The sequence below is a fragment of the Pantoea sp. SO10 genome (genome assembly GCF_005281435.1).
Taxonomy (GTDB): Bacteria; Pseudomonadota; Gammaproteobacteria; order Enterobacterales; family Enterobacteriaceae; genus Pantoea; species Pantoea leporis.
Window position 1 is genome coordinate 3,414,628 of the sequence record NZ_CP040095.1, and the last position, 24,088, is coordinate 3,438,715.

Genomic DNA, 24,088 nt, shown 5'->3' on the forward strand with positions numbered 1-24,088 from the left:
GGGCATCTTTTTTGCGTATTAGCCGTAAGTAATTTCAATTTCCTGATTCACTAACAGTGTGTAATGCGCCTGGCTATTGGTTAACAGTGTCCAGTTTTCCCCGCCGATCTGGACTTTATTCTGCGAAGTTAACCAGCCGTCGCTGAATTGCGTGCGATCAAGCGTGATGCGGTCGCCCATGTCGCCATCAATCATCAATTGCTGACTATCGTCGTTAATAAATAGCCCCTCACCGCCTTCATTCAGTAACGAGTGCAGATCGAGATTAAGCAGATTATTACCTTTGCCACTTATATCTATTTTCTGCAAACCTTCCACACGTGCACTTAGCGCAGCAAAATCAATTATCTGGTTTTCACCCGAAAAAATAATATTTGCCGCTTTCACCAGATAATGAGACGGATAAGTATTTAACCAGCTCGCGACATCATAAATGTGGCGTTCTCCTGGGATGGGCAAATAGCTCGTCCCATTCCCATCATCTCTTGATTCACTTTCATAATTGGCTTGATATTGGGGTGACGGGATGAATCTCACCGGATAATTTGCAGAGTAGGAACTTTCATTCCCTGCTTCATCTATCGCCTTCACACCAAAATTATTCAGCCCTGCACGCATATCTTGCTGCGGAGTCATTCTCCAGTCACCCTGACTATTTGCATAAGCCGATCCCACCGCCGTACCATCCTGATACAGAATCACCAGGCTGTTAACTTCGGCCTTACCGATAAAATCCAGACGTGCATCGTCGGTATTTTGCCCTGGGAATACCGATTCAATGGGTCCCCTATCATCGAGCACCTGCATAATGAGGGGCTGAATTGTTGTGGTATCAATCAGCAACGTGACGGTGCTGCTCCATTTACTGACGTTGCCAGCATGATCAATGTTACGCACGCGAAAATTCCATTCGCCATCGGAGAGATTTTGCGGTGGAGTCCACTGCCAGGTGCCATCACTGTCTACCGCAACGGTCGCGGTTGTTACCCAACTGCCGTTTTTGCTGGCGTATTGAACGCGTACATATTCATTAGGGTCGCCAGTGCCGTACAGCTCAGGGCGGCGATCGTCAGTGGCCCGGATGAGATCAAACTGTCCGCGATACAAACCAACATCATCCTCAAAGTAATTGATGGTGGCGCTATCCGGTTTCTCGGTATCAAGCTGAAATGGCCACTTTAGCGACGGCTGGCTGCGATTATTTGCCCGGTCTTCTGCCACGGCACTCAACTCATATGCACCGTCGTTAGGCAGGTTCACTTCCACCTCCCATTTGCCATGCTGATTAGCGGTTACCGAAGCCAGGGGCGTTTTGCTGTTTTTGTTGTAGATGTATACCAGGCTATTTGCCTCTGCCTCGCCACGCACGACAGGATTTGCGTCGTTGGTGTAACCATGTCGCTTAATGCTATTGCCGTTATGTATTCCACCCGCTGCATAGTCTTCGATTGCAGTAATTTGCGGCTTGTCAGGCGCGATAGTATCAATGTTGTAATTGACCGAAACGATATCACTTTGGTTATTAGCGCGATCAACGGCAACAAAGGTCAGCACGTGTTCACCGTCAGGCATGGGTTGAGAAGGCGCCCAGGAAAAACGGCCGCCACTCACTGGCACACTTATTGGGTTTTTACCATTGACCATGATGATGACTGCAACGGTATCTGGCGAATGCGCACTGCCTTCCCATCGCTTCTGCGCATCGTTATACCAGTCGGATTGAAAATGCACGGTGTGAAGTGAAGGGATATTACTGGAAGCAGAGGTGTTAAAAAATAACATAAAAACTCCTTAAAAATAAATGATTTCAATGAGTTGCTAACTCACTTTCATCTTTATTATTTTGGTGTTTTTACGGTTATCAGATTCGTCCCGAATCTAAGGTTCTTAAATGCAGTGCATCTTAAAAGCAAAAAGCCAGCCGATTGGGCTGGCTTTGTTAGCTGAAGCAAATCATTAGCTTTTAACGTTCTGCATCAGTCCTTTGCGCTGCTCTTCCAGCACGGTTACGCGGTTGCATACTTCGTGGCCGAAGTTCTGGAAATCCTGCTCCTGCTTATTCCACTCCGCCTGTACCGACTGTTGTAAACCGCCAATGTTGCCCATAATGGCCTGCAGTGGATTGCTGCCACTCGCCGCCTGGCTGCTGCCCATTTCGTTGAGACTATCCTGCATGATGCCGCCTAGCGTGCTCTGCACCAGCTTCTCGCCTTCCGCGCGCACCTGATCGATAGCCTGATGATGGAACGTCAGTCCGTCTGGACGATGCTCAATAATGCGGTTCATTTGCTGCTTGAGCTGGCCATCCAGTTTGGTGAGACGATTACGCACATTGCTGTTCGCGCCGAGCTTGTCGACAATCACTTTATCCAGCGCCACGCGGCTGCGTTCCAGACGCGAGGTTGCGCCGCTATCGATCCACGGCAAATCGCGACGCAGCGCGGTCTGGTAGTCGATGGCTTTCTGGCGCGCGGCGTTATCAACGTTGACCTTCTGGCCATTAAACTGCACGTCACCCTGCGGAGTGATTTCGAGGTTGCCGTTGGTTCCCACCACCTGCACGCTCTGCGGTTTAATGATCACATCATCCTGTGGCTTGACACTGCACTCGTATGCAGCCTGAGCCTGAGTTGCCGCCAGCAGCAGCGCGGCGATAAGTGCCTTACGAACCATGAAATCTCCCTTTTTACGCGCTGAAAGGTCGGGCGTTGAGCGTCGCAGCCATTTTTGTGGCGGCCAGCGCGCAGCATCCGGAGCGTACATAAGTACGTGAGGAATGCGAGCACTGCCCGGTGCAAAAAGGGCAAGTAAGCTAGCCCGATACGATCTTTAGTCCCACCAAACGTCGAAGAGTTCAGTCACCTGCACATCCGTCAGGTTATGAGCTTCCAGCCACTTACGCACCAGTTCGCGGTGCTCGTCGGTGCATTTGCCGGTTTCCTGCAAGCACACCAGACCTTCCCACACCAGATAACCGCTGCCGTCATACGCCAGACCATTCGGCGCGATCACTTCATTAATGAACTGATCAACAGTGGCGTCGATTTGCTCCTCGGTGGTGCCTTCGGCGAAACGCCAGGCGACGGAGAAGCCTAATTCCTGAAACTCATCAATATGCAGTTTTTTACGCAAACGACGGCTACGCTGTACGGCCATTATTTCACCCTCTCAAACATCAGATCCCATACGCCATGGCCCAGTCGCTGCCCGCGCTGCTCAAACTTGGTTAACGGACGCGTTTCCGGACGCGGCACGTAATTGTTACTTTCCGACTGATTTTTATATCCGTCGATGCTGCTCATCACTTCCAACATATGTTCGGCGTAGGCTTCCCAATCGGTCGCCATATGGAACACGCCGCCCAGCTTCAATTTGCGCATCACCAGCTCAGCAAACGGCACCTGTACGATGCGACGTTTGTTATGGCGCGCTTTGTGCCACGGATCCGGGAAGAACAGCTGCACCATGCGCAGCGAGTTATCCGGAATCATCTTCTGCATCACTTCTACCGCGTCGTGACACATTACGCGCAGGTTCTCCACGCCCGCTTCCTTCGCCGACGCCAGGCAAGCACCCACGCCCGGCGCATGCACTTCCAGGCCAAGGAAATTCTGATGTGGATTGTTCTGCGCCATGGTCACCAGCGAGGCGCCCATGCCGAAACCGATCTCCAGCACTACCGGCGCGTCGCGGCCAAACAGCGTCACCAGATCCAGCGGCTCCTGCTGGAACTCCACGCCCATCTCCGGCCATAAATTATCGAGCGCGAGCTGCTGTCCTTTCGTTAAGCGCCCCTGACGGCGCACAAAACTGCGGATACGGCGTAATGGCCGCCCGTTCTCATCAAATTCTGGGGTGATGACGTCATTAATCATGTTGAAGCCTGCTGGTTAGCCTGTTCTGGGAAACGGGCATTATGCAAAGTTAGGAAGCAGAAGCAAGCCTTTGCAATGTTCCGGTTTACACCCTGAGGTCTCTGTGCTGGAATTCCTGCCTGATTGTAGAGTAAACACGGAAAATTTCCTTCTTATGATGCAAGCGCCGACGTTCGCGCAACAAGTGCTGGATTGGTATCAGCGCTTTGGTCGCAAAACCCTGCCGTGGCAGCAGGAGAAAACGCCGTACAAGGTATGGCTCTCTGAAGTGATGCTGCAGCAAACCCAGGTTGCTACCGTCATTCCCTATTTTGAACGCTTTATGGCGCGCTTCCCGACGGTGGCCGATCTGGCAGCGGCACCGCTGGATGAAGTGCTGCATCTGTGGACCGGTCTCGGCTATTACGCGCGCGCGCGCAATTTGCACAAAGCCGCGAAACAGGTGGTGGAGAAGCACGGCGGCGAGTTCCCGCGAAACTTCGACGATGTCGCAGCGCTGCCGGGCATTGGCCGTTCTACCGCGGGCGCGGTGTTATCGCTGTCGCTCGGTCTGCACTTCCCAATTCTGGATGGCAACGTAAAACGCGTGCTGGCGCGCTGCTACGCGGTGGGCGGCTGGCCGGGTAAAAAGGAGGTTGAAAAACGGCTGTGGGAGATCAGCGAAGATGTGACGCCAGCGGCAGGCGTCAGCCAGTTCAATCAGGCGATGATGGACCTTGGCGCATTAGTATGTACTCGCTCACGCCCTAAATGCGAAATCTGCCCGCTTAATAGCAGATGCGTTGCTTATGCCAACAACAGCTGGGCGGCGTATCCCGGTAAGAAACCCAAACAGACCTTGCCAGAACGTAGCGGCTGGATGCTGATGATGCAGGATGGCGATGACGTGTGGTTAGAGCAGCGCCCGCCGGTTGGCCTGTGGGGCGGACTGTTCTGCTTCCCGCAGTTTACAAGTGAGCAAGCGCTAACTGACTGGCTAACTGAGCGCGGCATTCATGTTAAACCGCAGCAGCTCACCGCATTCCGCCACACCTTTAGCCATTTCCACTTAGACATTGTGCCTATGTGGCTCGCAAAGCCTTCCACTGGGTCGCTGATGGATGAAGCGGGCGGTCTCTGGTATAACTTAGCGCAACCACCGTCAGTGGGTTTGGCGGCGCCGGTTGAGCGCTTGCTGCATGAATTGCGCCATCCCCAGCAGCTTACGCGTCGAGCAGACGTGACCGAAGAGGAAGAGTAATGAGCCGCACCATTTTTTGTACTTATCTGCAACGCGACGCTGAAGGTCAGGACTTTCAGCTCTATCCTGGCGAATTGGGTAAGCGCATCTTTAATGAGATCTCCAAAGAGGCCTGGCAACAGTGGATGTCCAAGCAAACCATGCTGATCAATGAGAAGAAATTGAGCATGATGAACCCGGAAGATCGCAAAGTGCTGGAGAAGGAGATGATCAATTTCCTGTTCGAAGGCAAAGATGTGCACATTGAAGGTTACACCCCGCCAGAAAAATAACCGTTCAGGGCTTCCCTTTGAGGCCCTCTTTTTCGATTCAGGCACGCATTAACAATGAATAAAAAACTGATAGCGCTCTTGGTGATTGCACCACTTTTGGTCTCCTGCTCCGGACAAAAAAAATCGCAGTTTCATGAAGAGTGGGTCAAGGACACCAACGGTTTCGATATTTTGATGGGCCAGTTTGCCCACAATATTGAAAACATTTGGGGAATCAATGAAGTTCTGATCGCCGGACCGAAAGATTACGTCAAATATAGCGACGGTTATTACACCCGCAGTCACATCAACTTTGACAGCGGTAGCATCACCATTGAGACCATTTCCGGCACCGATCCGATGGCCAGCCTGCGTCAGGCGATCATCACCACGCTGTTGATTGGCGAAGATCCGGGCAATGTCGATCTCTACTCCGATGCCAATGATATTCAAATCAGTAAAGAGCCGCTGCTGTACGGCCAGGTGCTGGATAATACCGGCCAGCCGATCCGCTGGCAGGGCCGCGCCGGCAGCTTTGCTGATTATCTGATTCAAAACAAACTGCAGAAACGCACCTCCGGATTGCACGTCATCTGGTCGGTTACCATTCCGATGGTGCCAAACCACCTCGACAAACGTGCGCACAAATATCTGCCAATGGTGCGTAAAGCCGCTGAACAATATGGCGTGGATGCGTCACTGATTCTGGCGATTATGCAGATTGAATCGAGCTTCAACCCGTATGCGGTGAGCCACGCTGATGCGCTGGGGTTAATGCAGGTGGTGCAGCATACCGCCGGTGTTGATGTGTTCCGTATGAAGGGCAAAGGTGGCAAACCGAGCCGCAGCTATCTGCTTGATCCTGAGAATAATATTGATGCGGGCACCGCGTATTTGTCGCTGCTGCAGAGAAGTTATTTAGGTGGGATTCAGGATCCGACATCACGGCGTTATGCGGTGATTACGGCGTACAACGGCGGCGCGGGCAGCGTGCTACGCGTGTTCTCCAGCGATAAGGATCGCGCGTTCTCGTCAATAAATAGTATGTCGCCGACGGAAGTTTACCAGACGCTGACCACCAACCATCCATCGGCAGAATCACGGCGTTATCTGTATAAAGTGAGCCAGGCGCAGCGCAGTTATCGACGGTATTAAGCTGGTGCGGTTTGTCCCTCATCCCAACCTTCTCCCGCCCGCGGGAGAAGGGGCCGATCCAGCACGTACGTAACAATGAGCGCCCTCTAAACATTCCCTCTCCCGCTTGCGGGAGAGGGTTAGGGTGAGGGCAAGTGCAATCAGCTCACTATCATATTCGCCACCAGATGCTTACGCCCGTGCTCATCTTCTTCGGTGTAAACCCCTTGCAGCTCTGGCGAGAAGCCCGGCAGCAGATTGATGCCCTCTTCCAGCGCGAGGAAATAGCGCTGTACCGCGCCGCCCCACACTTCGCCTGGCACCACGCACAACACGCCCGGCGGATATGGCAACGCGCCTTCAGCCGCTATGCGCCCTTCAGCATCGGCAATCTTCACCAACTCCACTTCGCCACGAATATAGGCCTGATGTGCATCCTGCGGATTCACTTGCACCGGTGGGAAACAGGCTGAGCGGAACATGGCTTTTTGCAGATCCTTAACGTCAAAACTGACGTAGAGATCGTGCATCTCCTGACACAAGCGGCGCAGCGTGTAGCCTTTGTAACGCTCAATATTCTTGCGATAAACGCTCGGCAGCACTTCCGCCAGCAGCGCATCCTCGCGCACGTGCTGCTCAAACTGCACCAGCATCGCCACCAGATGCGCCATCTTCTCCGGCGTTTCTGCTGGCGTCAGCAGGAACAGAATCGAATTGAGGTCGCATTTCTCCGGCACGATGCCGTTCTCGCGCAGATAGTTGGCCAGAATGGTCGCTGGAATGCCGAAGCTGGTGTACTCACCGCTGGCGGCATCAATCCCCGTGGTGGTGAGCAGCAGCTTGCAGGGATCTACAAGATACTGTTGCTGCGCGTAACCCTCAAAACCGTGCCACTTTGCGCCCGGTTCAAGGCTGAAGTAAGCGGGATCGGCGGCGATAGCTTCCGTTTCCGCCGCTTGCCACAGCTTGCCGTGCACTTTCTCCGGCAGGAACGGCTGAATCATTTCGCAACGTTCCAGAATCGCTTTACGCGCATCAATGCCGATGGTGACGCACTCGTGCCACATGCTGCGTCCGGCCTCGCCTTTATGCATGCGGGCGTTGATATCCAGCGCGGCAAACAGCGGATAGAACGGGCTGGTTGAGGCGTGCAGCATAAACGCATTGTTGAGGCGTTTGTGCGGACAGAAACGCTGCTGCCCACGGATGTGATTGTCTTTCTTATGGATTTGCGACGTCTGTGAGAAACCGGCCAGCTGCTTGTGTACCGACTGCGTGACAAAAATGCCCGGATCGTTCTCGTTCAACTCCAGCGTCAACGGCGAACAGCCGGCCATCAGCGGAATAAACTGCTCGTAACCCACCCACGCTGAATCAAACAGGATGTAATCGCACAGATGTCCGATGCGATCAACCACCTGACGCGCGTTGTACACCGTGCCATCGTAAGTGCCGAGCTGAATAATCGCCAGGCGGAATGGACGTTGATCGTTGGCACGATCGGGCGCCACTTTGGCAATTTGATCACGCAGATAAGCATCGTCAAAACAGTGCGCATCAATGCCGCCGATAAAGCCAAACGGATTACGCGCCGCTTCCAGATACACCGGCGTGGCGCCCGCCTGAATCAGTGCGCCGTGATGGTTGGATTTGTGGTTATTGCGGTCAAACAGCACCAGATCGCCGCGCGTCAGCAGCGCGTTGGTGACCACTTTATTGGCGCTGGAGGTGCCGTTAAGCACGAAGTAGGTTTTGTCGGCGTTAAACACTTTCGCCGCGAACTTCTGCGCATCTTTGGCTGAGCCTTCGTGGATCAGCAGATCGCCGAGCTTGACGTCGGCGTTGCACATATCCGAACGGAAGACGTTCTCGCCGTAGAACTCATAGAACTGACGTCCCGCCGGATGTTTGCGGAAGAAGGCACCACCCTGATGTCCCGGGCAGGCAAACGTGCTGTTCTGCATATCGACGTAGCGTGTGAGCGTGTCGAAAAATGGCGGCAGCAACTCGGCTTCATACGCCTGCGCGGCGTCCTCCAGCGCGTTCCACTCTTCTGGCGCGCCGTTGATTTCGCCGGTGACGCCCGGCAGCTTCAGCACTTCTTCATCGAACGCATTGGCGACAAACACCGGCAGATTAAAGCCGACCTTGCGCAATAGCGTCAGCACGCCACTGCGCGTGTCCGACAAGGTGATCACGACCGCAGCGACATCGGTAAAGTCGGTATTGTCCAGCGTCACCACGTCGCGCGCAGTGTTAAGACTAAGGGTTGGAGCTACAGCAACGCTGGCAGCAATTTTCAATGGGTTCATAACACAAATCCCTGAGAGAGGATGAGTGGGTGCCGATGGCACAGCAATGAGGAGGTTTCCTCGGCGAAGTCAATCTGGGAGTTGAACACTAACTGGGGCGCAATCATGTCATCTTTTTTTTGCCGGAACAACCGCTGCGCTGGCCCCTCACCCCAGCCCTCTCCCGCAAGCGGGCGAGGGCGCCGTCCGAGCGAGAGTTAAGGTATGCTGGATCAGTTCCCTCTCCCACCTGTGGGAGAGGGTTAGGGTGAGGGCAAAAAAGGAGTACTATACCCCCACTTTCCTCAACCAGCCGGAGGCTGCATGTTCAAGGCATTGGTCATTGAAAATGATGAACAGGGATATCGCACATCCCTGAAAGATCTGTCAGAAAAACAACTGCCCGATCAGGATGTCACCCTCGAAGTAAGCTACTCCACGCTCAACTACAAAGACGCGCTCGCCATCTGCAACAAAGGCCCGATTGTGCGGCAATTCCCGATGGTGCCGGGCATCGACTTTGTTGGTCGGGTGATCAGCAGCCGCCATGCTGAATGGCAGCAGGACGATGTGGCGCTACTCACCGGCTGGGGCGTAGGCGAAAAGCATTGGGGTGGACTGGCGCAGAAAGCCAGCGTCTCGGGCGACTGGCTGGTACAAGTGCCGGCCGCACTGAGCCCGCTGCAAACCATGGCAATTGGCACCGCGGGCTTCACCGCCATGTTGTGCGTGCTGGCGCTGGAAAAACAGGGCATCACGCCGCAGCACGGCCCGGTTTTAGTCACCGGCGCGAGCGGCGGCGTTGGCAGCTTCAGCGTCAGCTTGCTGGCACGTCTCGGCTATGAGGTGATTGCTTCCAGCGGTCGCGCCAGCGATAGCGATTACCTGATTAACACGCTGGGCGCGACGTCGATTATCGATCGCGCAGAGCTGAGCGATCCGGGCAAACCGCTGGCGAAAGAGCGCTGGGCGGCGGCGATTGATAGCGTCGGCAGCCACACTCTGGCCAATGTGTTAGCGGGCATCAAGCGCGATGGCGTGGTCGCGGCGTGCGGCATGGCGCAAGGTTTGGATCTGCCGACCAGCGTCGCGCCGTTCATCCTGCGCGGCGTGGTGCTGGCGGGCGTGGATAGCGTGATGTGTGCAAAACCGCTGCGGCAGCAGGCGTGGCAGCGCCTGGCGGAACTGGTGGATGGCGACCTGCTACAGCAGTTAACCAAGGTGATTCCGCTGAGCGAAGCGCGCGAAGGTGCCGAGCAGCTGCTGGCCGGTAAAGTACGCGGCAGACTGATCATCGATTGCAGATAATCGCACATCACGTAGCGGCGCAATTTATGGCGCGTCTTTTCACAGAGCGCGATAGATCGCGCCGCTACGGTCTCAGGCACGCAGTTGAATCCGCGGCCTGCCCTTCTCATCCTGCATCACCACATCCAACTCCGCCTGATACCAGCGCGTCAGCGTGTGTTCGGTCATCACCTCATTGGGTGCGCCTTCCGCCACCAGCTTGCCCTGATGCAGCAACAGCACGCGATCCGACCACAGCGACGCGAGGTTAAGATCGTGCAGCACGGTGCAGACGCTGAAGTGTCCGTTGCGCGTCAGGCGATGCAGCAAACGCAAACTGTGCTGCTGCCAGAACAGATCCAGCGCGGAAGTGGGTTCGTCGAGAAACAGCCAGCCGCGTGGCCCGTCATCGTGCCACAGCTGAGCCAGCACGCGCGCCAGCTGCACGCGCTGCTGTTCACCACCGGAAAGCGATCGATAATCGCGCTGTGCCAGCTCAAGGCTGCCGGTAATGTGCATCACCTCGTCAATCACCGCTTTGGTTTGAGCGCGCGGCCAGGGCGCGCGGCCCATCGCCACCACATCGGCGGCGGGCAGCGGAAAACTGACGCTATTTTGCTGACGCATCACCGCGCGGCGCTGCGCCAGCGGTTCGCGCGGCCAACTGTTTAGCGGACGATCGCCGAGCCAGCACTCGCCCGCTTGCGGCGTGAGAAAGCCGGTCAGCAAGCGCAGCAGCGTGGATTTCCCCGCGCCGTTGGGGCCGATCAGCGCGATCATTTCGCCAGGCTGCAAAGTCAGGGAAACGTCGTCGATCAACGCGCGTGAGCCGTGGCTAAATCGCAGCCCGCGCGCCTGCATGCAGTCATTCATTCATCCCCCTTTGCTCACGCAGAATCAGCCAGAGAAACCACGGGCCGCCCAGCAGGCTGGTTAACAGGCCCACCGGCATTTCCGCCGGCACCACCACGGTGCGCGCCAGCGTATCGGCCAGCAGCAGCAAAATCGCGCCCGCCAGCGCCGAACCGGGCAGCATCCAGCGATGATCGCTGCCGAGACAGAAACGCATCAGGTGCGGCACCACTAAACCGACAAAGCCGATAATGCCACTCACCGCCACGGCGGTGCCTACCAGCAACGCGCTCAACACCAGCAGCTGACGCTGCGTGCGCTTAACGTCGATGCCCATGTAATGTGCATCCTCTTCGCCGAGCTGCAGCAAATTGAGACGACGCGCGCGCAGCTGAATCGCTATCAGCGCCGGCAGAATCAGCACCGCGCACACCGCCAGGCTCGGCCACTGCGCCGCACTCAAACTGCCCATGCCCCACAGCGCCAGCTGACGCAACTGCTGATCGTTACTCAGCCACGACAGCACGCCGACCGCCGCGCCGCATAAGGCGTTGATGGCGATACCAACCAGCAGCAAGCGCGACAAATTGCCCAGCGCCAGACGGCTAAAGCTGAAGATCAGCAGCGTCACCACCAAACTGCCCATAAAGGCGGCGAGTGTTGGCAGCCACAGCGCCAGCAGCGGCGGCAAGCCGAGCGGGATAACGATCGATATCGCCACCGCTAAACCCGCTCCGCTGCTGATGCCGAGCAAACCGGGATCGGCCAGCGGATTGCGAAACAATCCCTGCATCACCGCGCCGGACACCGCCAGCGCCATGCCGAGCAGCACCGCCAGCAGCACGCGCGGCAGGCGGATGTTGATCCAGATTTGCCACGCCATATCGCTGAGCGGCGCACGCAACAAAGTGCGCATTGAAAGCGGCATCGCGCCGAAGTTGGCCGCCATCAGCATCACTATCAGCATGCAGATGGCCATCAAACCGAGCCAGCGCATCACGGATGTAGTTGCCATATTTTTCCCCTAAATAATTCAAGGTGCAGGAAGGCAGCAAGTGTTCGAATCCCCAGGAGCTTACACAAGTAAGTGACTGGGGTGAGAACACGCAGCTAACGCGCCTGCGGCTTGAAGTATGACGGGGAAGCCGCTTCGGCTGCGTGGCGCAGTTTGATAATCGCGCCCGGCGTATCAAGGCCAAAGCTCAGCAGCGCCATCTCATCCACCACCAGCAACGCGCGATGCTGACCGGCTGGCGTCAGTGCCAAACCGGGCAGCGACCACACTTTCTCTTCGCCGCCCAGCGTACGCAGGCCATCTTCACCCACCACGATCAAATCCGGTGCCGCCGCAATCACACCTTCCTGCGACAGCTGCTGATAGTGCGGCACCGCCGCCATCGCATTGATCAGACCCGCGCTGCGAATCGCGCCGTCCGCGCCAGTTTGTGCGCCCGCCGCCTGAGTGCGCATGCCGCCGTGCGCCATGATAAACAGCACTTTAATCGGCAACGGTTTTTGTGGGATCTGCGCGCGCTGCTTGTTGACCTTCTCGATCAGCGCGTTGGCTTCCTCTTCACGATGCAGCGCCTTGCCGATGGTAGCGATTTTTTCCGCGATGGCGTCGAGGCTGTTTTTGCCGGTGACATCCACCACTTTTACGCCAGCTTGCGCCACTTGCTGCAGCACCAGCGACGGTTTTGCCAGCTCGCTGCTTAGCACCAGCGTCGGTTTCAGCGCCAGAATCCCTTCGGCATTCAACTGCCGCATATAACCGACATTCGGCAGCTTGTTGGCCTGCGCCGGATGCTGACTGGTGCTGTCGCGCGCTACCAGATCCTGCTGCGCATCCAAGGCATAGATAATTTGCGTGACGTCACCGCCAATCGAGATCACCCGCTCGGCCGCAACAGCGGGCAGCGCCAGCGCAGTTAGCAGCAACAGAAGTTTTCTCATGCTGACGCCTCCAGCGACATCACCTGCTCGCGCCAGCGCGCCTGCTCCGGCGTGCCTTCGCTGCGCTGACCGTACAACTGCGCGATCTGCGTGCCGTCGGCGGCAAACAGTTCCAGGCTGGTGACGAAGCCGTCGCCGCTCGGTTTGCGCGTCACCCAGCTTTCGCTGATGTGATCCGCCATTAAATGCAGCGTGAAGGAGGGATTGAAGATGTTGATCCAATTATCCATCGGCATCAGCTTCTGCACTGCGCCGGTGAAGATCTGCGTGCAGCCACGGTTGCCGATAAAAATCATGATTTCGTTGCCATCCTGCTGCGCCAGATCCAGCAGCTGCGCCAGCGAGTCATTACTTACCTGACGCGCCAGATCGTCCGCCACCGCGCGGAACGCCTGCGGGCGCGAGATGTTGTGGCGCTTCAGCAGACCAAAGAACTGATGCACATCGGTGATGGCGCGCCATTCGGCTTCCACTTTGCTGGCATCAACCGCCCTGCTGTATAGCGGCGCGCTGGCGGGCTGCGGATCTAACGCCGCCGCGTTTTCCAGCACAAACGCCGCAATCAGCGCATCCCACGCGGGTCGATCGGTATTTTCAGTGGTGTAGATTTTCAGCACCGCATCAGCGTGGCGATCAAAAATCTGAATGCTTTGACGTTCACCGTGGGCGCTCTGCTCACGCAGGAAGAACGCGCTGTGCCACTGATGCGGGAACAGACGCTGATCGAGCGCGCGCGGGTTGAGAATTAGTCCGGCGTGTTCGCCGAGGTGCAGGTTTTCATATTTGCCCACCTGCTCGTGAACCGCATATTCATTGCGGGTGATGCTTTTGGTTTCACCTACCGCCGCCAGTGCTGCCAGCAGCGCAGGGAAATCAGCTTTTAACGCCTTTGCATCCTGGCCGACACGCGCTTCACACAGCTGCGCTTCGCCAATGCCCATCAGCGCGGCGAGATCGCGCGCGTACTTTTTCGGATGCTCGCCTTTCAGCGCCAGATAGTGATCGTAACGTGAGTTCATTGCCTTGCTCCATGAAAATGCCCTGCGCTGCCGCAGGGCGAAAAGGGATTAGAAATCGACGTTCACACCCAACTGGAAGGTGCGGCCTGGCATCACCGCCAGGTTGATGTCGTTGCGTTCCTGGGCGTTGCTGCTGGTCAGCGTGCGGCTGCTGGTGTAATCCCAGTATTTGCGATCGGTAATGTTGTAGATACCGCCGCTCAGCTTGACGTTTTTCGTCGCCTGCCAGTAAGCCGTTGCATCCACCATGCCGTAACCCGGCACGCGCATATATTCCGTGGTGGAATCAGTGATCGCCGTGCCGGTGTTGGTGTAGCTTTCGCGGTTGGTCGCCGTGGCCTGCTTGCCTTTCACGAAGGTGGCGGTCAGCGCTGCGCCGTAGCCGCGCGCTTTGTCATCCCACGCCAGGCCAACAATCGCTTTCAGTGGCGCGACGCTATCGAGATCGATGTACTTGTCACCGGCGTAGCTGGACTTGGATTTACCTTCGTTATAGCCCAGCGCAAAGGTGCTGCTCAGGCCATCGACCTGCGGGAACCAGGTGCCGTAATTCACTTTGGTGGATATCTCAGCACCATAAATGTAGGCCTTATCGCGGTTTTCAGCCTGATAGCTGGTGTAGATGTTGCTCGGGACGTTGACGAACATCTCCGGATTGGTGGCGCGGCGGTAGCGGGTGTAGGCGATGAAGTTTTTGTACTGGTTATAGAACACCGAGGTGTTGACCGTTACGCCTTCTGTCGCCTGGCCTTTCAGGCCCCACTCAAAGTTGTTGCTGGTTTCGGTTTTCAGATCGGTGTTACCAATCAGCGCATATTGCGCGCTACCCGCATAGCTGGAACCCAGGTTCCATGAGCCATACAGCTGGCTGGTAGTGGGGAACTGCACGCCGCGTTTGTATTGCAGATAGGTGGTCAGCGCTGGCGTTAAATCGTACTGGAAGGTCAGCGATGGCAGCACCTGCGTATCGGAGTTAGTTTTGCCATACAGCACATCAACCTGCTCTTCGGTCAGCACCGTGCTGCCGGTGGTGAGATCGCCGAGATTTTTCGGCTTGGTGCTTTGATACATTACGCGCACGCCGGGAATGACCGCGAAGTTGTGGCTATCAAGATCGAAATTGATCTTATCTTGCAGGTATCCTGCCAGCGCGAAAGTGCGGCTGTCAGACTGCGGTTGGGTGATGGCGCTAAAGGCGCTCGGCGCTGGTTCCTGGCGGAACGGACGCTCGCTGTTGTCCAGGCGCGCATTGACACCGGCACTCAGCTCGTGGCGGCCCAGCGTTTTGGTGCCGCGCGTGTCGAAGCCATAGCTATCGACGTTGAAATCGGAATAGACAAAGCCGTACTGGCTGGCGCTGGTCGGCAGATAGGTATTGTCGTGCGCCTGAGTTTGCTGCCAGTAAAGGCGCGTGGTCAGCGTATCGATAAAGTCGTTATACGGCGTCCACTCATCCGCCAGATTGATGCCCCAACGGCGCGTATCGCTCTGCTGCTGCGCGGTGCCCCAAACGGTGTTGCCGCTGGTATCCCAGGTATCGTAATGGCTGTGGTTGGTTTTGTGATAGTAATCAAAGGTGGCGCTCAGCTTGTGCTGATCGTTCGGCTGCCAGATCCCGGACGTCATAAAGGCGTCAGAGTGCCAGTTGGCCGGATAAGCCTGTTTCACGTCGCTGTTGTTGCGGGTTTCCTGGCCGTCGCGACGGCTGTAAACAAATAGGCCGCGCAGCTCGTCATCGCCAGCAGCGGCGGTGATGCCGTTGTGCCAGCTGCGATTCGATGAGTCGTAATCGCTCTGGTAACCGAAGTAACTATTTTTGTCGCTGCTAAGGTAATCGTCAGCGGTTTTATTGTGGAACGAGACGTTACCGCCAATCGAGGTATTCGGCTGATCCACCGCCGTGGCGCCCTTCTCAATATCAACGCTGCCGAACAGGTAGGGATCGATGTAATCGCGGCCAATACCAAAGGTGTTGTTGCCGGTGCGGCTGACATAAGGGCGGCCGGTGGCATCCGGAATCGGAATGCCGTCGATATCCATGCCGACGCGATTACTCTCCAGACCACGAATGTTGTAACCGGTGTAACCCGCGCGGTCGAAACCGCTTTTGCCGGCAGAGGATCCGCCGCTGGATCCGGTGGCGCTGATCAGCGGCTCATAACGCATGATCGAACCGAAGTCGTTCGCACCGCGTTTTTGCAGCTCTTGTACTGTGATGGTGGTTTTATTGCCGGCCTGCTGTTTTGGCGCGGTGACGGTGAGAACCGGTTCATTGCTGGTGCTATCGCTGGCGGCAAAGCTGCAAGCGGCATGAATAGCTGAAGATATGATGGCAACTTTGAAAAGACGTTGCTGGGCTGTTCCCTGAAAGAGTGAAGACATGCGCGAAATACCTGGTTAATTGTTAGTATTCGCTCACTTGCTTGCTGCCGGAAAGTAAGGACCTTGGTTAAAAGACCGTAAAAATTATGGACTTATTTTTTGTAATAAATGATGTCGAAAGGAATGTAATGCAAGTGGTAATCATTATCAACTAGCAGTAAGCTAAGATGTATCTTGGACCGCACATTTTGTTAACTTCATTATTTAAATGAGACACGTTATGTCACAGAAACCAGCGATTACCATTCATTACTGCACACAATGTAACTGGCTGCTGCGTTCCGCCTGGATGGCGCAGGAGTTGCTGCATACCTTTGCCGAGGATTTAAGCGCGGTAACGCTACAGCCGGGAACCGGCGGCGTGTTTGAGATTACCATTGATGGTCAGGTGATTTGGGAGCGTAAGCAGGAAGGCGGATTCCCGGATGCGGCAGCGCTGAAGCAGCGCGTGCGCGACCTCTGCTGGCCGGATCGCGCGTTGGGGCATGTGGATAAGAAGAAGAGTTGATTTGGGGTTCGTGCGTTATCGGAATAAACGGATGTACACGCACCTAAGGTCGTCATTCATGGCGACCTGCTAACTTTTAGCGATTTTTTCCGCCGCTTCCTGCAGCGCGCTGATCACGATCTCCAGCGCCTCATCCGAAATCTCTTCCTGCGCCAGACGATGATTCAAGGTGTGTTTGATCAGATGAATCGCCTGTTCGACCTGCGGAATGCTGCGGTTATTCACCAAAATCGCCAGCGAGGTTAATCGCTCGATAATCGCATTCACGTTGTCACGATTCTCCGCCAGCAGCGCCTCGCCGCCTTCATTCAGCGCATAGGCTTTACGCGATGCCTGCGCATCGACCACGCGAATCGCATCCATCTCTTCGAGCAACGTAAGGTTGGGATAGATAATGCCGGGGCTGGGTGAATATTCCCCTTTGGAGAGCTCTTCAACCGATTTAATCAGCTCATACCCATGCGCAGAGCTGATGGCGAGAAAGTGCAGCATTAACAAGCGGATATCGCTGGCATCCAGCATCCGCTCCCGACGCTTCTTGCGTGCGCCTGCACAGACTGTGCGCTGTGCGTGATCGGACTGCCATGGAAAATCCCGCTGCTGTTTCATTGCCTTCCTGAGCGCTAATTAAGGGAGGTTGATAGTAGTCTGCCACCTGGCAAAATTCAACACAGGCGGCAGCGCGCGCGGCGTTGGCGTTATTTCTGATGCCAATAAGCTACTGCGCGCACGAAATCGGTATGTGCACCGCGTCCCTGGGTGAAGTAATCGCTCAACAGTTTCACCGCTTCGCCCTCGCCCGTCAGCCAGATGAAGTATTCAGTGGCAGGCAGCGCAATCCTATCCAGCTGCGCCTTAATCGGTGCCAGGTTATCGGCCTGCATGGTGCCGCTGCCCAACCAGCTCACCTGCACATTTGGCAGATCACCGAGATAATCGCGGCCGGTGGCTTCATCGGCATAGGCCAGCAGATGAATTTCCTGCGCCTGGATTTCGCTGTAACGACGTTTAAAGGCGGGCAGACCGGTCTCATCACAGACGTAAATCTGGCAGGCGTAATCCGCCGGTATCACCAACGAACCGCGCGGGCCGCCCATCGCGATTTGATCGCCCACTTTGGCTTGGTTTGCCCAGCTGCTGGCAACGCCGCCATCGTGGATGTAGAAATCGATGGTCAGAGAATCGACGCCGTTAAATTCCAGCGGCGTGTAATCACGCGCGGCAGGACGCACGCCATTCGGCCAAACGATGCCTTCATCGGTGATCTGCGGCAGCGCCAGCTCTGCACCGGCATGTTCCGGGAAGAACACTTTGATGTGATCGTCAAACGATGGCGAGTTGAAGCCGGCCAGATCGCTGCCGTTGAAAACAATGCGCCAGAATTCACCGGCACTCAGCGTCTTGCTGACCACGCTGATGTGGCGGAAACGCAGTTCATTGCGCACACGACGTGGCGCGCGTTCGGAAGGGTGAGTTTGCAAGTGGTGTCTCCCTAAAAGATAGTGAAAGTCATTCTCATCTGATGGGGAGAGAATAGTTATGATATATCTTCGACGCAATGCCGAAAAATGCTATTGGAAAATTGGCATGTCAAAACAGCGCGATAAATCGCGCCGCTACGATGAAGAGCAGTCAGGGATAAGGTGCAGATTACAAGCAGGAAGTGTAGCGGCGCAATTTATTGCGCAATACATAAATGCGTTTGACTGCCGAGACCGCGCTTAGATTGCAGCGGTCACGGATTTTAAAAGCCGATTACGCCTGGCGATTGCCGCAGGTCACGAAACTGCCATCATCCTGGCTATGTTTCGGCAGCACATTGTCGCCCAGAATTTCATGCTGCGCACAATGCGGTTGATGCGGATGCAGTCCGCCCGGCGGTGAAAAAGGCTCAGCCATTTGTGCACTTGCCAGCGAAGAAAACGCTACAAGCGCTGTCATGAGGAACAACGGTAGAAGTCGCATAATTTTTTTGTCTGTTCACTATAGCGGCCCGGAATGGACCAGAAATGCAGGTGATTATCCAGCCTGATGTGTGGCGGCTGGTGATTTACGCGGCCAATCAGGTTTCAATGAAGAATTTTACGCTCATTACGCCAGTGAGTTTATAAAATCGTGCGGTTTGTCACGGTTTACCGCACGAATTATGCATTACTTATCCGTCACCGGAATATAGAAGGTGCCTTGCAGCAGATCGGGCGTGCTGTATTTCAAATCCAGCTTAAGCAAATCTTTACCCGCACGGCGTGCCACGCCCAGCGCTGGCAAGTGGTTGTAGTAAATCTCCGCGGTGAACGCGTTGATCTCTTCCGGCGCGCCGTGCCAGTCAATCTCCGCATACAAACCCCTCTCGCCGGTCCAGTTCTGCACGTTACGCGGCAGCACGTCGGCGTATTGACTCTCCAGCGCCTGGAACAGGCTGATGTGTTGCTGGTCGGCAGAATGCACGCCCGGACTAAACTGAAAGCCCAGCCAGCCGCGGTTCACATGCTGACCGGCAAAAGCGATGAAATCGCGCGTATGCTGCGCCACCACATGATTTTGATGATCGATGTATTCCCCGAAACGGCATTCCCACTCAATCACTTCGCCACACAGCTGAATCTCCGGCTTCTGCGCCAGACGCGCATTGACCCACTCACGCTGCGTGGAGATGCGGCTGTGGAAATCCTTCATCAGCATTTCCGGAATGCGACGATAAGCACCCGGCGTCATCGAGAAGTGGCTTTTAAACACACGGGTAAAATTCTGCTGATTATCAAAACCAAAGCGCACCGCAATATCGATCAGCGGCATGCTGGTCAGACGCAGCGCCATCGCCGCCATGGTCAGACGACGTTTGCGCGTGTAGGACGCCAGCGTTTGTCCGGTCATCTCTTTGAACATGCGCTGCATGTGCCATTTGGAGTAACCGGATTTCAGGGTAATCAGATCGATGTTGAGCTCGTCGGTCAGGTTCGCTTCTATCCAGTCCACCAGATCGTTGATGTACTGTTTTTTTACATTCAGGCTGAGCATGATTTTGATAGTCGAATGAGGTGGTTAACGTCATGAATTTGCGTTATTCGTCACATAAATATAACAAAAACGTATTACCAACGTAAGGAAGAGTAAAGGTAGCGCAACGGGAAAAGCATTAATTGCTTAGGTTACTAACGTTTTTATCGCGCACGAAAAGAAAAAAGGTCGTCACGCATGACGACCTTGCGGTGATATCAACTGCTTGAAGCGGTGCGCGGGCTCAGTGCGAACGCATGCCTGCTGCCGTCATCATCATACGAAACAGTGATGCCACCACACCGAGTGCCAGCACGCTTGCGCCGTAAATGACTACCAGCCACATCACCTGCTTCCACCACGGAATCTTCGTTTCAGAGTGAGTTTTCATGTTGCTGACCTCGGTTTTCATATCAATGGTATCCTTCGTCGGCTTTGATTTTTCCGCGGAATACGTAGTAACTCCAGAAGGTGTAACCCAGAATTACCGGAATAATCAGCAGGCCGCCCACCAGCATAAACGCCTGGCTGCTCGCCGGAGACGCCGCCTGCCAGATGGTGATTGACGGTGGAATGATGTTCGGCCAGATGCTGATACCGAGGCCCGAGAAGCCAAGGAAAATCAGCGCCAATGTCAGGATGAACGGCGAGTAATGCGCTTCACGTTTGATGGCGCGCACAATCCCCCACGAACACAGCACCACCAGTACCGGAACCGGCAGGAACCAGAACAGGTTCGGACGCGAGAACCAGCGCTGCGCGATATCCGCGTGCGTCAGCGGCGTCCAGATACTGATAATGCCCACCACCAGCAGCAGCGTCAGCGTCAGCGGCGTCGCCAGCGCAGACATCTTACGATGCAGATCGTGTTCGGTTTTCATGATCAGCCAGGTACAACCCAGCAGTGCATAGGCGATGACCAGACCGACGCCGCAGAACAGCGGGAACGGCGCTAACCAGCTCATCGCTGAACCCGCATATTCACGGCCAACCACCGGGAAACCATTCAGGATAGCGCCCACGGCCACGCCCTGACTGAAGGTGGCCAGCAGTGAACCGGCAATGAATGACTTATCCCAGAACGCACGGTGTTCTAGCGTGGCTTTAAAGCGGAACTCAAACGCTACGCCACGGAAGATCAGGCCAATCAGCATCGCCGTCAAAGGAATCGACAATGCATCCAGCAGCACCGAGTAGGCCAGCGGGAACGCGCCATACAGCGCCGCGCCGCCCAACACCAGCCAGGTTTCGTTGCCATCCCAAACCGGGGCAACGGTATTAACCATCATGTCGCGTTCGATGGGATCTTTATTGAACGGTAACAGCAGGCCAATGCCGAGATCGAAACCATCCATCACGATGTACATCAAGGTGCCAAACACGATGATGGCAAACCAGATAATTGAAAAGTCGATCATCTTAGTGCTCCCCACTCTTTTCGCTATGGGTTTTGGCCGCCGACAACGGACGCGCTGGCGTGTGATGCTGACCCGGACCACCGTGATCAACCTCTTTACCTTCGCCGGTCACCGGACCCTCTTTGATCAGACGCATCATGTAGAGGTAACCGACACCAAACACCGACGAGTAGACCAGAATGAACGCCAGCAGGCTGATGCTCATGTGCATATCGCCATGTGCCGAGACCGCATCAATGGTGCGCTGCACGCCATATACCACCCACGGCTGACGCCCAATCTCGGTGGTAAACCAACCGGCCAGAATGGCGATCAAACCCGATGGACCCATCAGCAGCGTGAACCACAGGAACGGACGCGAGTGATACAAACGGCCTTTAAAACGCAGCCACAAAGACACCACGCCGAGCGTAATCATCAGCAGGCCCAGCGCCACCATCACGCGGAATGACCAGAAGATGATGGTGGAGTTTGGACGGTCCTCTTTCGGGAAGCTCTTCAGCGCAGGGATTTGCTTCTCCAGGCTGTGCGTCAGAATCAGGCTGCCGAGGTACGGGATTTCCAGCGCGTACTTGGTGCGCTCCTGCTCCATATCCGGCACACCAAACAGAATCAGCGGCGTGGCTTCACCCGGCTTGTTTTCCCAGTGTCCTTCAATTGCCGCGATTTTCGCTGGCTGATGCTCAAGGGTGTTCAGGCCGTGCGCATCACCGATCATCGCCTGAATCGGTGCCACGATCAGCGCCATCCACAGCGCCATCGAGAACATCTTACGAATCGCTGGATTGTCGTTACCGCGCAGTAAATGCCATGCGCCCGACGCGCCGACAAAGAAGGCGCTGGCCAGGAAGGCACCGACCGACATGTGGAACAAGCGATAAGGGAACGAGGGGTTGAAGATGATTTTCAGCCAATCTTCCGGTACCACGATGCCGTTCTGGATGATGTAGCCCTGCGGCGTATGCATCCAGCTGTTTGACGCCAGAATCCAGAAGGTGGAGAAGATGGTGCCGAGCGCGACCATGCAGGTTGCAAAGAAGTGCAAGCCCGGACCGACGCGGTTCCAGCCAAACAGCATCACGCCAAGGAAGCCCGCTTCAAGGAAGAAGGCGGTTAACACTTCATAGGTGAGCAGCGGGCCGGTGATACTGCCAGCAAACTGTGAGAAACCGCTCCAGTTAGTACCGAACTGGTACGCCATAACCAATCCGGATACCACGCCCATGCCGAAGTTAACGGCAAACGCTTTTGACCAGAAATGGTAGAGATCGCGATAGGTCTCGTTACGGGTTTTCAGCCACATCCCTTCAAGCACCGCCAGGAAACTGGCGAGACCGATGGTGATGGCTGGAAAGATAATATGGAAGGAAACAGTAAATGCGAACTGAATCCTGGCCAGATGAAAGGCGTCTAATCCAAACATTGCTTACCTCATTGCCACAAATTACACCGAATTTTTACTTATAATTAACAAGCAGAGCGCAGCGGTTATTTCGCCGTGCTTAAAGAAATGTCGCGCCAATGTAAAAGGAAGTGGTGCGAACAAAAAGATACAGGGGAAGTCGGTAAAACTATAACAGTGTTTTTTGATTTCGATCATTGTTTTCAGCAGAAACTAACACTTTAAAAATCACGACGTTAAGGTTAATCACCCTCATTCATTGTGACAATATTGTTATTGTTTTCCGCCTATTCCCGCTGTGCTTATCAGGTAAGCACTTCATTTATTTATTTTTTAGTGCGAAGAAAAATGGCGTTATTTACGGTAAATACGTTGAGCATGTAAATATTTCCGGACAGCGCAGGATGATCAGGATTGTTAATTAAAAGCTAATATTTTTAGAACAAAAAGATATATTTCTGCTGTTTATTAAACAGGTGATGTAAACGCAGTGACGTTAACCTACTGCGGCATGGTATTTGCCAGCGGCGACAAGCTGTGCTTTTTTAGAGCATTAATCAACCAGTTAAACAGCGAAGGAGAGGTTATGGCCCGTCTTACTGCACAGGATTTCCCTCAGGAACTGCTCGAGCTTTACGATTACTACGCGCACGGCAAAATCAGCAAACGCGAATTTATCGCGATGGCGGCGAAATTCACTATCGCTGGCATGACCGGCGCCACGTTGCTCAGCGCCATGAGCCCCAATTATGCGCTGGCGCAGCAGGTGGAATTTACCGATCCGGCGATCAAACCGGAATACATTCACTATCCGTCACCGCAAGGTCACGGCGAGGTGCGCGGCTATCTGGTGCGACCGGCCAATGCATCCGGCAAAGTGCCTGCGGTGGTAGTGGTGCACGAGAATCGTGGCCTCAATCCCTATATCGAAGATGTGGCGCGACGGGTAGCGAAAGCCGGTTACATCGCGCTGGCACCCGATGGTTTGAGCTCGCTGGGCGGTTATCCGGGGAATGATGATGAAGGCAAAGTGATGCAGGCCAAAGTCGACCCCACCAAGTTGATGAATGACTTCTTCGCCGCGATTGATTTCCTGATGCACCACGAAGAGGGCACCGGCAAAGTGGGTATCACCGGCTTCTGCTACGGCGGCGGCGTAGCCAATGCGGCGGCCGTCGCGTTTCCTGATTTGGCCTGCGCGGTACCGTTCTACGGCCGTCAGCCTAAAGCGGAAGATGTGCCGCGCATCAAAGCGCCGCTGTTGCTGCACTACGCCGCGCTGGATAAAGGCATCAACGAAGGTTGGCCAGCCTATGAAGAGGCGTTGAAAGCCAATCACAAAATCTATGAAGGCTATGTTTATCCCGGTGTGAATCATGGCTTCCATAATGATTCGACGCCGCGTTACGACAAAGCCGCCGCCGAATTAGCATGGAGCCGCACGCTGGGTTGGTTTGAGAAGTATTTACGCGCTTGAGG

23 protein-coding genes and 1 pseudogene are annotated in these 24,088 nt (G+C 55.2%); 7 read left to right on the top strand and 17 right to left on the bottom strand.

The window, feature by feature from the left end; translation table 11 throughout:
• Nucleotides 1–18 precede the first annotated feature (18 nt).
• From FCN45_RS15700 to trmB, 4 genes are all read right to left on the bottom strand, one after another.
• The gene (locus FCN45_RS15700; RefSeq protein ID WP_137386426.1) at nt 19–1,782 is read right to left on the bottom strand and encodes an Ig-like domain-containing protein; all 1,764 of its coding nucleotides are present in this window, start codon (nt 1,780–1,782) and stop codon (nt 19–21) included.
• A gap of 174 nt (nt 1,783–1,956) precedes the next feature.
• Nucleotides 1,957–2,673: a DUF2884 domain-containing protein gene (locus FCN45_RS15705; RefSeq protein WP_137386427.1), complete on the bottom strand. Its 717-nt coding sequence runs from the start codon at nt 2,671–2,673 to the stop codon at nt 1,957–1,959.
• Between the two features lie 156 nt (nt 2,674–2,829).
• Nucleotides 2,830–3,156 carry a YggL family protein gene (locus FCN45_RS15710; protein WP_008107231.1) on the bottom strand — a complete coding sequence of 109 codons (327 nt, stop codon included), beginning with the start codon at nt 3,154–3,156 and terminating at the stop codon, nt 2,830–2,832.
• Nucleotides 3,156–3,875: a tRNA (guanosine(46)-N7)-methyltransferase TrmB gene (gene trmB, locus FCN45_RS15715; RefSeq protein ID WP_137386428.1), complete on the bottom strand. Its 720-nt coding sequence runs from the start codon at nt 3,873–3,875 to the stop codon at nt 3,156–3,158. The genes FCN45_RS15710 and trmB overlap by 1 nt, the downstream gene beginning before the upstream one ends.
• Nucleotides 3,876–4,029: 154 nt before the next feature.
• Here trmB and mutY point away from each other — a divergent pair, with 154 nt between their 5' ends.
• Genes mutY through mltC form a run of 3 tightly spaced genes read left to right on the top strand, consistent with a single transcriptional unit; the run spans nt 4,030 to nt 6,521 of the window.
• The gene (gene mutY / locus FCN45_RS15720; RefSeq protein WP_137386429.1) at nt 4,030–5,115 is read left to right on the top strand and encodes an A/G-specific adenine glycosylase; all 1,086 of its coding nucleotides are present in this window, start codon (nt 4,030–4,032) and stop codon (nt 5,113–5,115) included.
• Nucleotides 5,115–5,387, top strand: coding sequence for an oxidative damage protection protein (locus tag FCN45_RS15725; protein WP_007890330.1), 273 nt, complete (start codon nt 5,115–5,117; stop codon nt 5,385–5,387). Before mutY ends, FCN45_RS15725 begins: the two co-directional genes overlap by 1 nt.
• 54 nt (nt 5,388–5,441) lie before the next feature.
• Complete coding sequence (gene mltC / locus FCN45_RS15730) at nt 5,442–6,521, top strand: membrane-bound lytic murein transglycosylase MltC (protein WP_101761898.1); 1,080 nt, start codon at nt 5,442–5,444, stop codon at nt 6,519–6,521.
• A 140-nt stretch (nt 6,522–6,661) separates the two neighbouring features.
• On the opposite strand, the gene FCN45_RS15735 is transcribed toward mltC, so the two are convergent.
• On the bottom strand, nt 6,662–8,812 hold the full coding sequence (locus FCN45_RS15735) for an ornithine decarboxylase (RefSeq protein WP_137386430.1): 2,151 nt from the start codon (nt 8,810–8,812) through the stop codon (nt 6,662–6,664).
• Nucleotides 8,813–9,115: 303 nt separating this feature from the next.
• Between FCN45_RS15735 and FCN45_RS15740 the strand changes: the two genes are divergently transcribed.
• On the top strand, nt 9,116–10,099 hold the full coding sequence (locus tag FCN45_RS15740; RefSeq protein WP_137386431.1) for an MDR family oxidoreductase: 984 nt from the start codon (nt 9,116–9,118) through the stop codon (nt 10,097–10,099).
• Nucleotides 10,100–10,171: 72 nt separating this feature from the next.
• Here FCN45_RS15740 and FCN45_RS15745 read toward each other — a convergent pair whose 3' ends face one another.
• From FCN45_RS15745 to FCN45_RS15765, 5 genes and pseudogenes are all read right to left on the bottom strand, one after another.
• Nucleotides 10,172–10,951, bottom strand: a complete 780-nt coding sequence (locus tag FCN45_RS15745; RefSeq protein WP_137386432.1) for a heme ABC transporter ATP-binding protein — start codon at nt 10,949–10,951, stop codon at nt 10,172–10,174.
• On the bottom strand, nt 10,944–11,945 hold the full coding sequence (locus FCN45_RS15750) for an iron ABC transporter permease (protein WP_101761894.1): 1,002 nt from the start codon (nt 11,943–11,945) through the stop codon (nt 10,944–10,946). Before FCN45_RS15750 ends, FCN45_RS15745 begins: the two co-directional genes overlap by 8 nt.
• 95 nt (nt 11,946–12,040) lie before the next feature.
• Nucleotides 12,041–12,883: a hemin ABC transporter substrate-binding protein gene (locus FCN45_RS15755; protein ID WP_137386433.1), complete on the bottom strand. Its 843-nt coding sequence runs from the start codon at nt 12,881–12,883 to the stop codon at nt 12,041–12,043.
• Entirely contained in the window at nt 12,880–13,902 is a 1,023-nt protein-coding gene (locus FCN45_RS15760; RefSeq protein ID WP_137386434.1) for a hemin-degrading factor, read from the bottom strand. The genes FCN45_RS15755 and FCN45_RS15760 overlap by 4 nt, the downstream gene beginning before the upstream one ends.
• Nucleotides 13,903–13,950: 48 nt before the next feature.
• Nucleotides 13,951–16,173: pseudogene (locus FCN45_RS15765) on the bottom strand (TonB-dependent receptor domain-containing protein); the annotation flags it as partial.
• Nucleotides 16,174–16,504: 331 nt separating this feature from the next.
• On the opposite strand from FCN45_RS15765, the gene FCN45_RS15770 reads away from it, so the two are divergent.
• Nucleotides 16,505–16,792 (top strand): SelT/SelW/SelH family protein, encoded by a 288-nt coding sequence (locus FCN45_RS15770; protein WP_101761890.1) that lies wholly within the window; start codon nt 16,505–16,507, stop codon nt 16,790–16,792.
• A 69-nt stretch (nt 16,793–16,861) separates the two neighbouring features.
• Here the strand turns inward: FCN45_RS15770 and FCN45_RS15775 are convergent, their stop codons facing one another.
• The 3 genes from FCN45_RS15775 to FCN45_RS23635 form a co-directional block, all read right to left on the bottom strand.
• Nucleotides 16,862–17,401, bottom strand: a complete 540-nt coding sequence (locus FCN45_RS15775; RefSeq protein ID WP_137386436.1) for a PadR family transcriptional regulator — start codon at nt 17,399–17,401, stop codon at nt 16,862–16,864.
• An 89-nt stretch (nt 17,402–17,490) separates the two neighbouring features.
• The gene (locus tag FCN45_RS15780; RefSeq protein ID WP_137386437.1) at nt 17,491–18,273 is read right to left on the bottom strand and encodes a siderophore-interacting protein; all 783 of its coding nucleotides are present in this window, start codon (nt 18,271–18,273) and stop codon (nt 17,491–17,493) included.
• A gap of 274 nt (nt 18,274–18,547) precedes the next feature.
• Nucleotides 18,548–18,691, bottom strand: coding sequence for a hypothetical protein (locus FCN45_RS23635; protein WP_167391184.1), 144 nt, complete (start codon nt 18,689–18,691; stop codon nt 18,548–18,550).
• Here FCN45_RS23635 and FCN45_RS23895 point away from each other — a divergent pair, their 5' ends adjacent.
• Nucleotides 18,692–18,748: an SEC-C metal-binding domain-containing protein gene (locus FCN45_RS23895; RefSeq protein WP_137386906.1), complete on the top strand. Its 57-nt coding sequence runs from the start codon at nt 18,692–18,694 to the stop codon at nt 18,746–18,748.
• 195 nt (nt 18,749–18,943) lie between these two features.
• Here the strand turns inward: FCN45_RS23895 and FCN45_RS15790 are convergent, their stop codons facing one another.
• From FCN45_RS15790 to FCN45_RS15805, 4 genes are all read right to left on the bottom strand, one after another.
• Nucleotides 18,944–19,810, bottom strand: coding sequence for a helix-turn-helix domain-containing protein (locus FCN45_RS15790; protein ID WP_101761886.1), 867 nt, complete (start codon nt 19,808–19,810; stop codon nt 18,944–18,946).
• Nucleotides 19,811–20,033: 223 nt separating this feature from the next.
• Nucleotides 20,034–20,201: a DUF2474 domain-containing protein gene (locus FCN45_RS15795; RefSeq protein WP_101761885.1), complete on the bottom strand. Its 168-nt coding sequence runs from the start codon at nt 20,199–20,201 to the stop codon at nt 20,034–20,036.
• A gap of 1 nt (nt 20,202) precedes the next feature.
• A complete protein-coding gene (gene cydB, locus FCN45_RS15800) occupies nt 20,203–21,207 on the bottom strand; it encodes a cytochrome d ubiquinol oxidase subunit II (RefSeq protein WP_064738586.1) in 1,005 nt (334 codons plus the stop codon).
• A gap of 1 nt (nt 21,208) precedes the next feature.
• Nucleotides 21,209–22,630, bottom strand: a complete 1,422-nt coding sequence (locus FCN45_RS15805) for a cytochrome ubiquinol oxidase subunit I (protein ID WP_101761884.1) — start codon at nt 22,628–22,630, stop codon at nt 21,209–21,211.
• Between the two features lie 565 nt (nt 22,631–23,195).
• Between FCN45_RS15805 and yghX the strand changes: the two genes are divergently transcribed.
• Nucleotides 23,196–24,086: a YghX family hydrolase gene (yghX, locus tag FCN45_RS15810; protein WP_137386438.1), complete on the top strand. Its 891-nt coding sequence runs from the start codon at nt 23,196–23,198 to the stop codon at nt 24,084–24,086.
• The last annotated feature ends 2 nt before the right edge of the window (nt 24,087–24,088 follow it).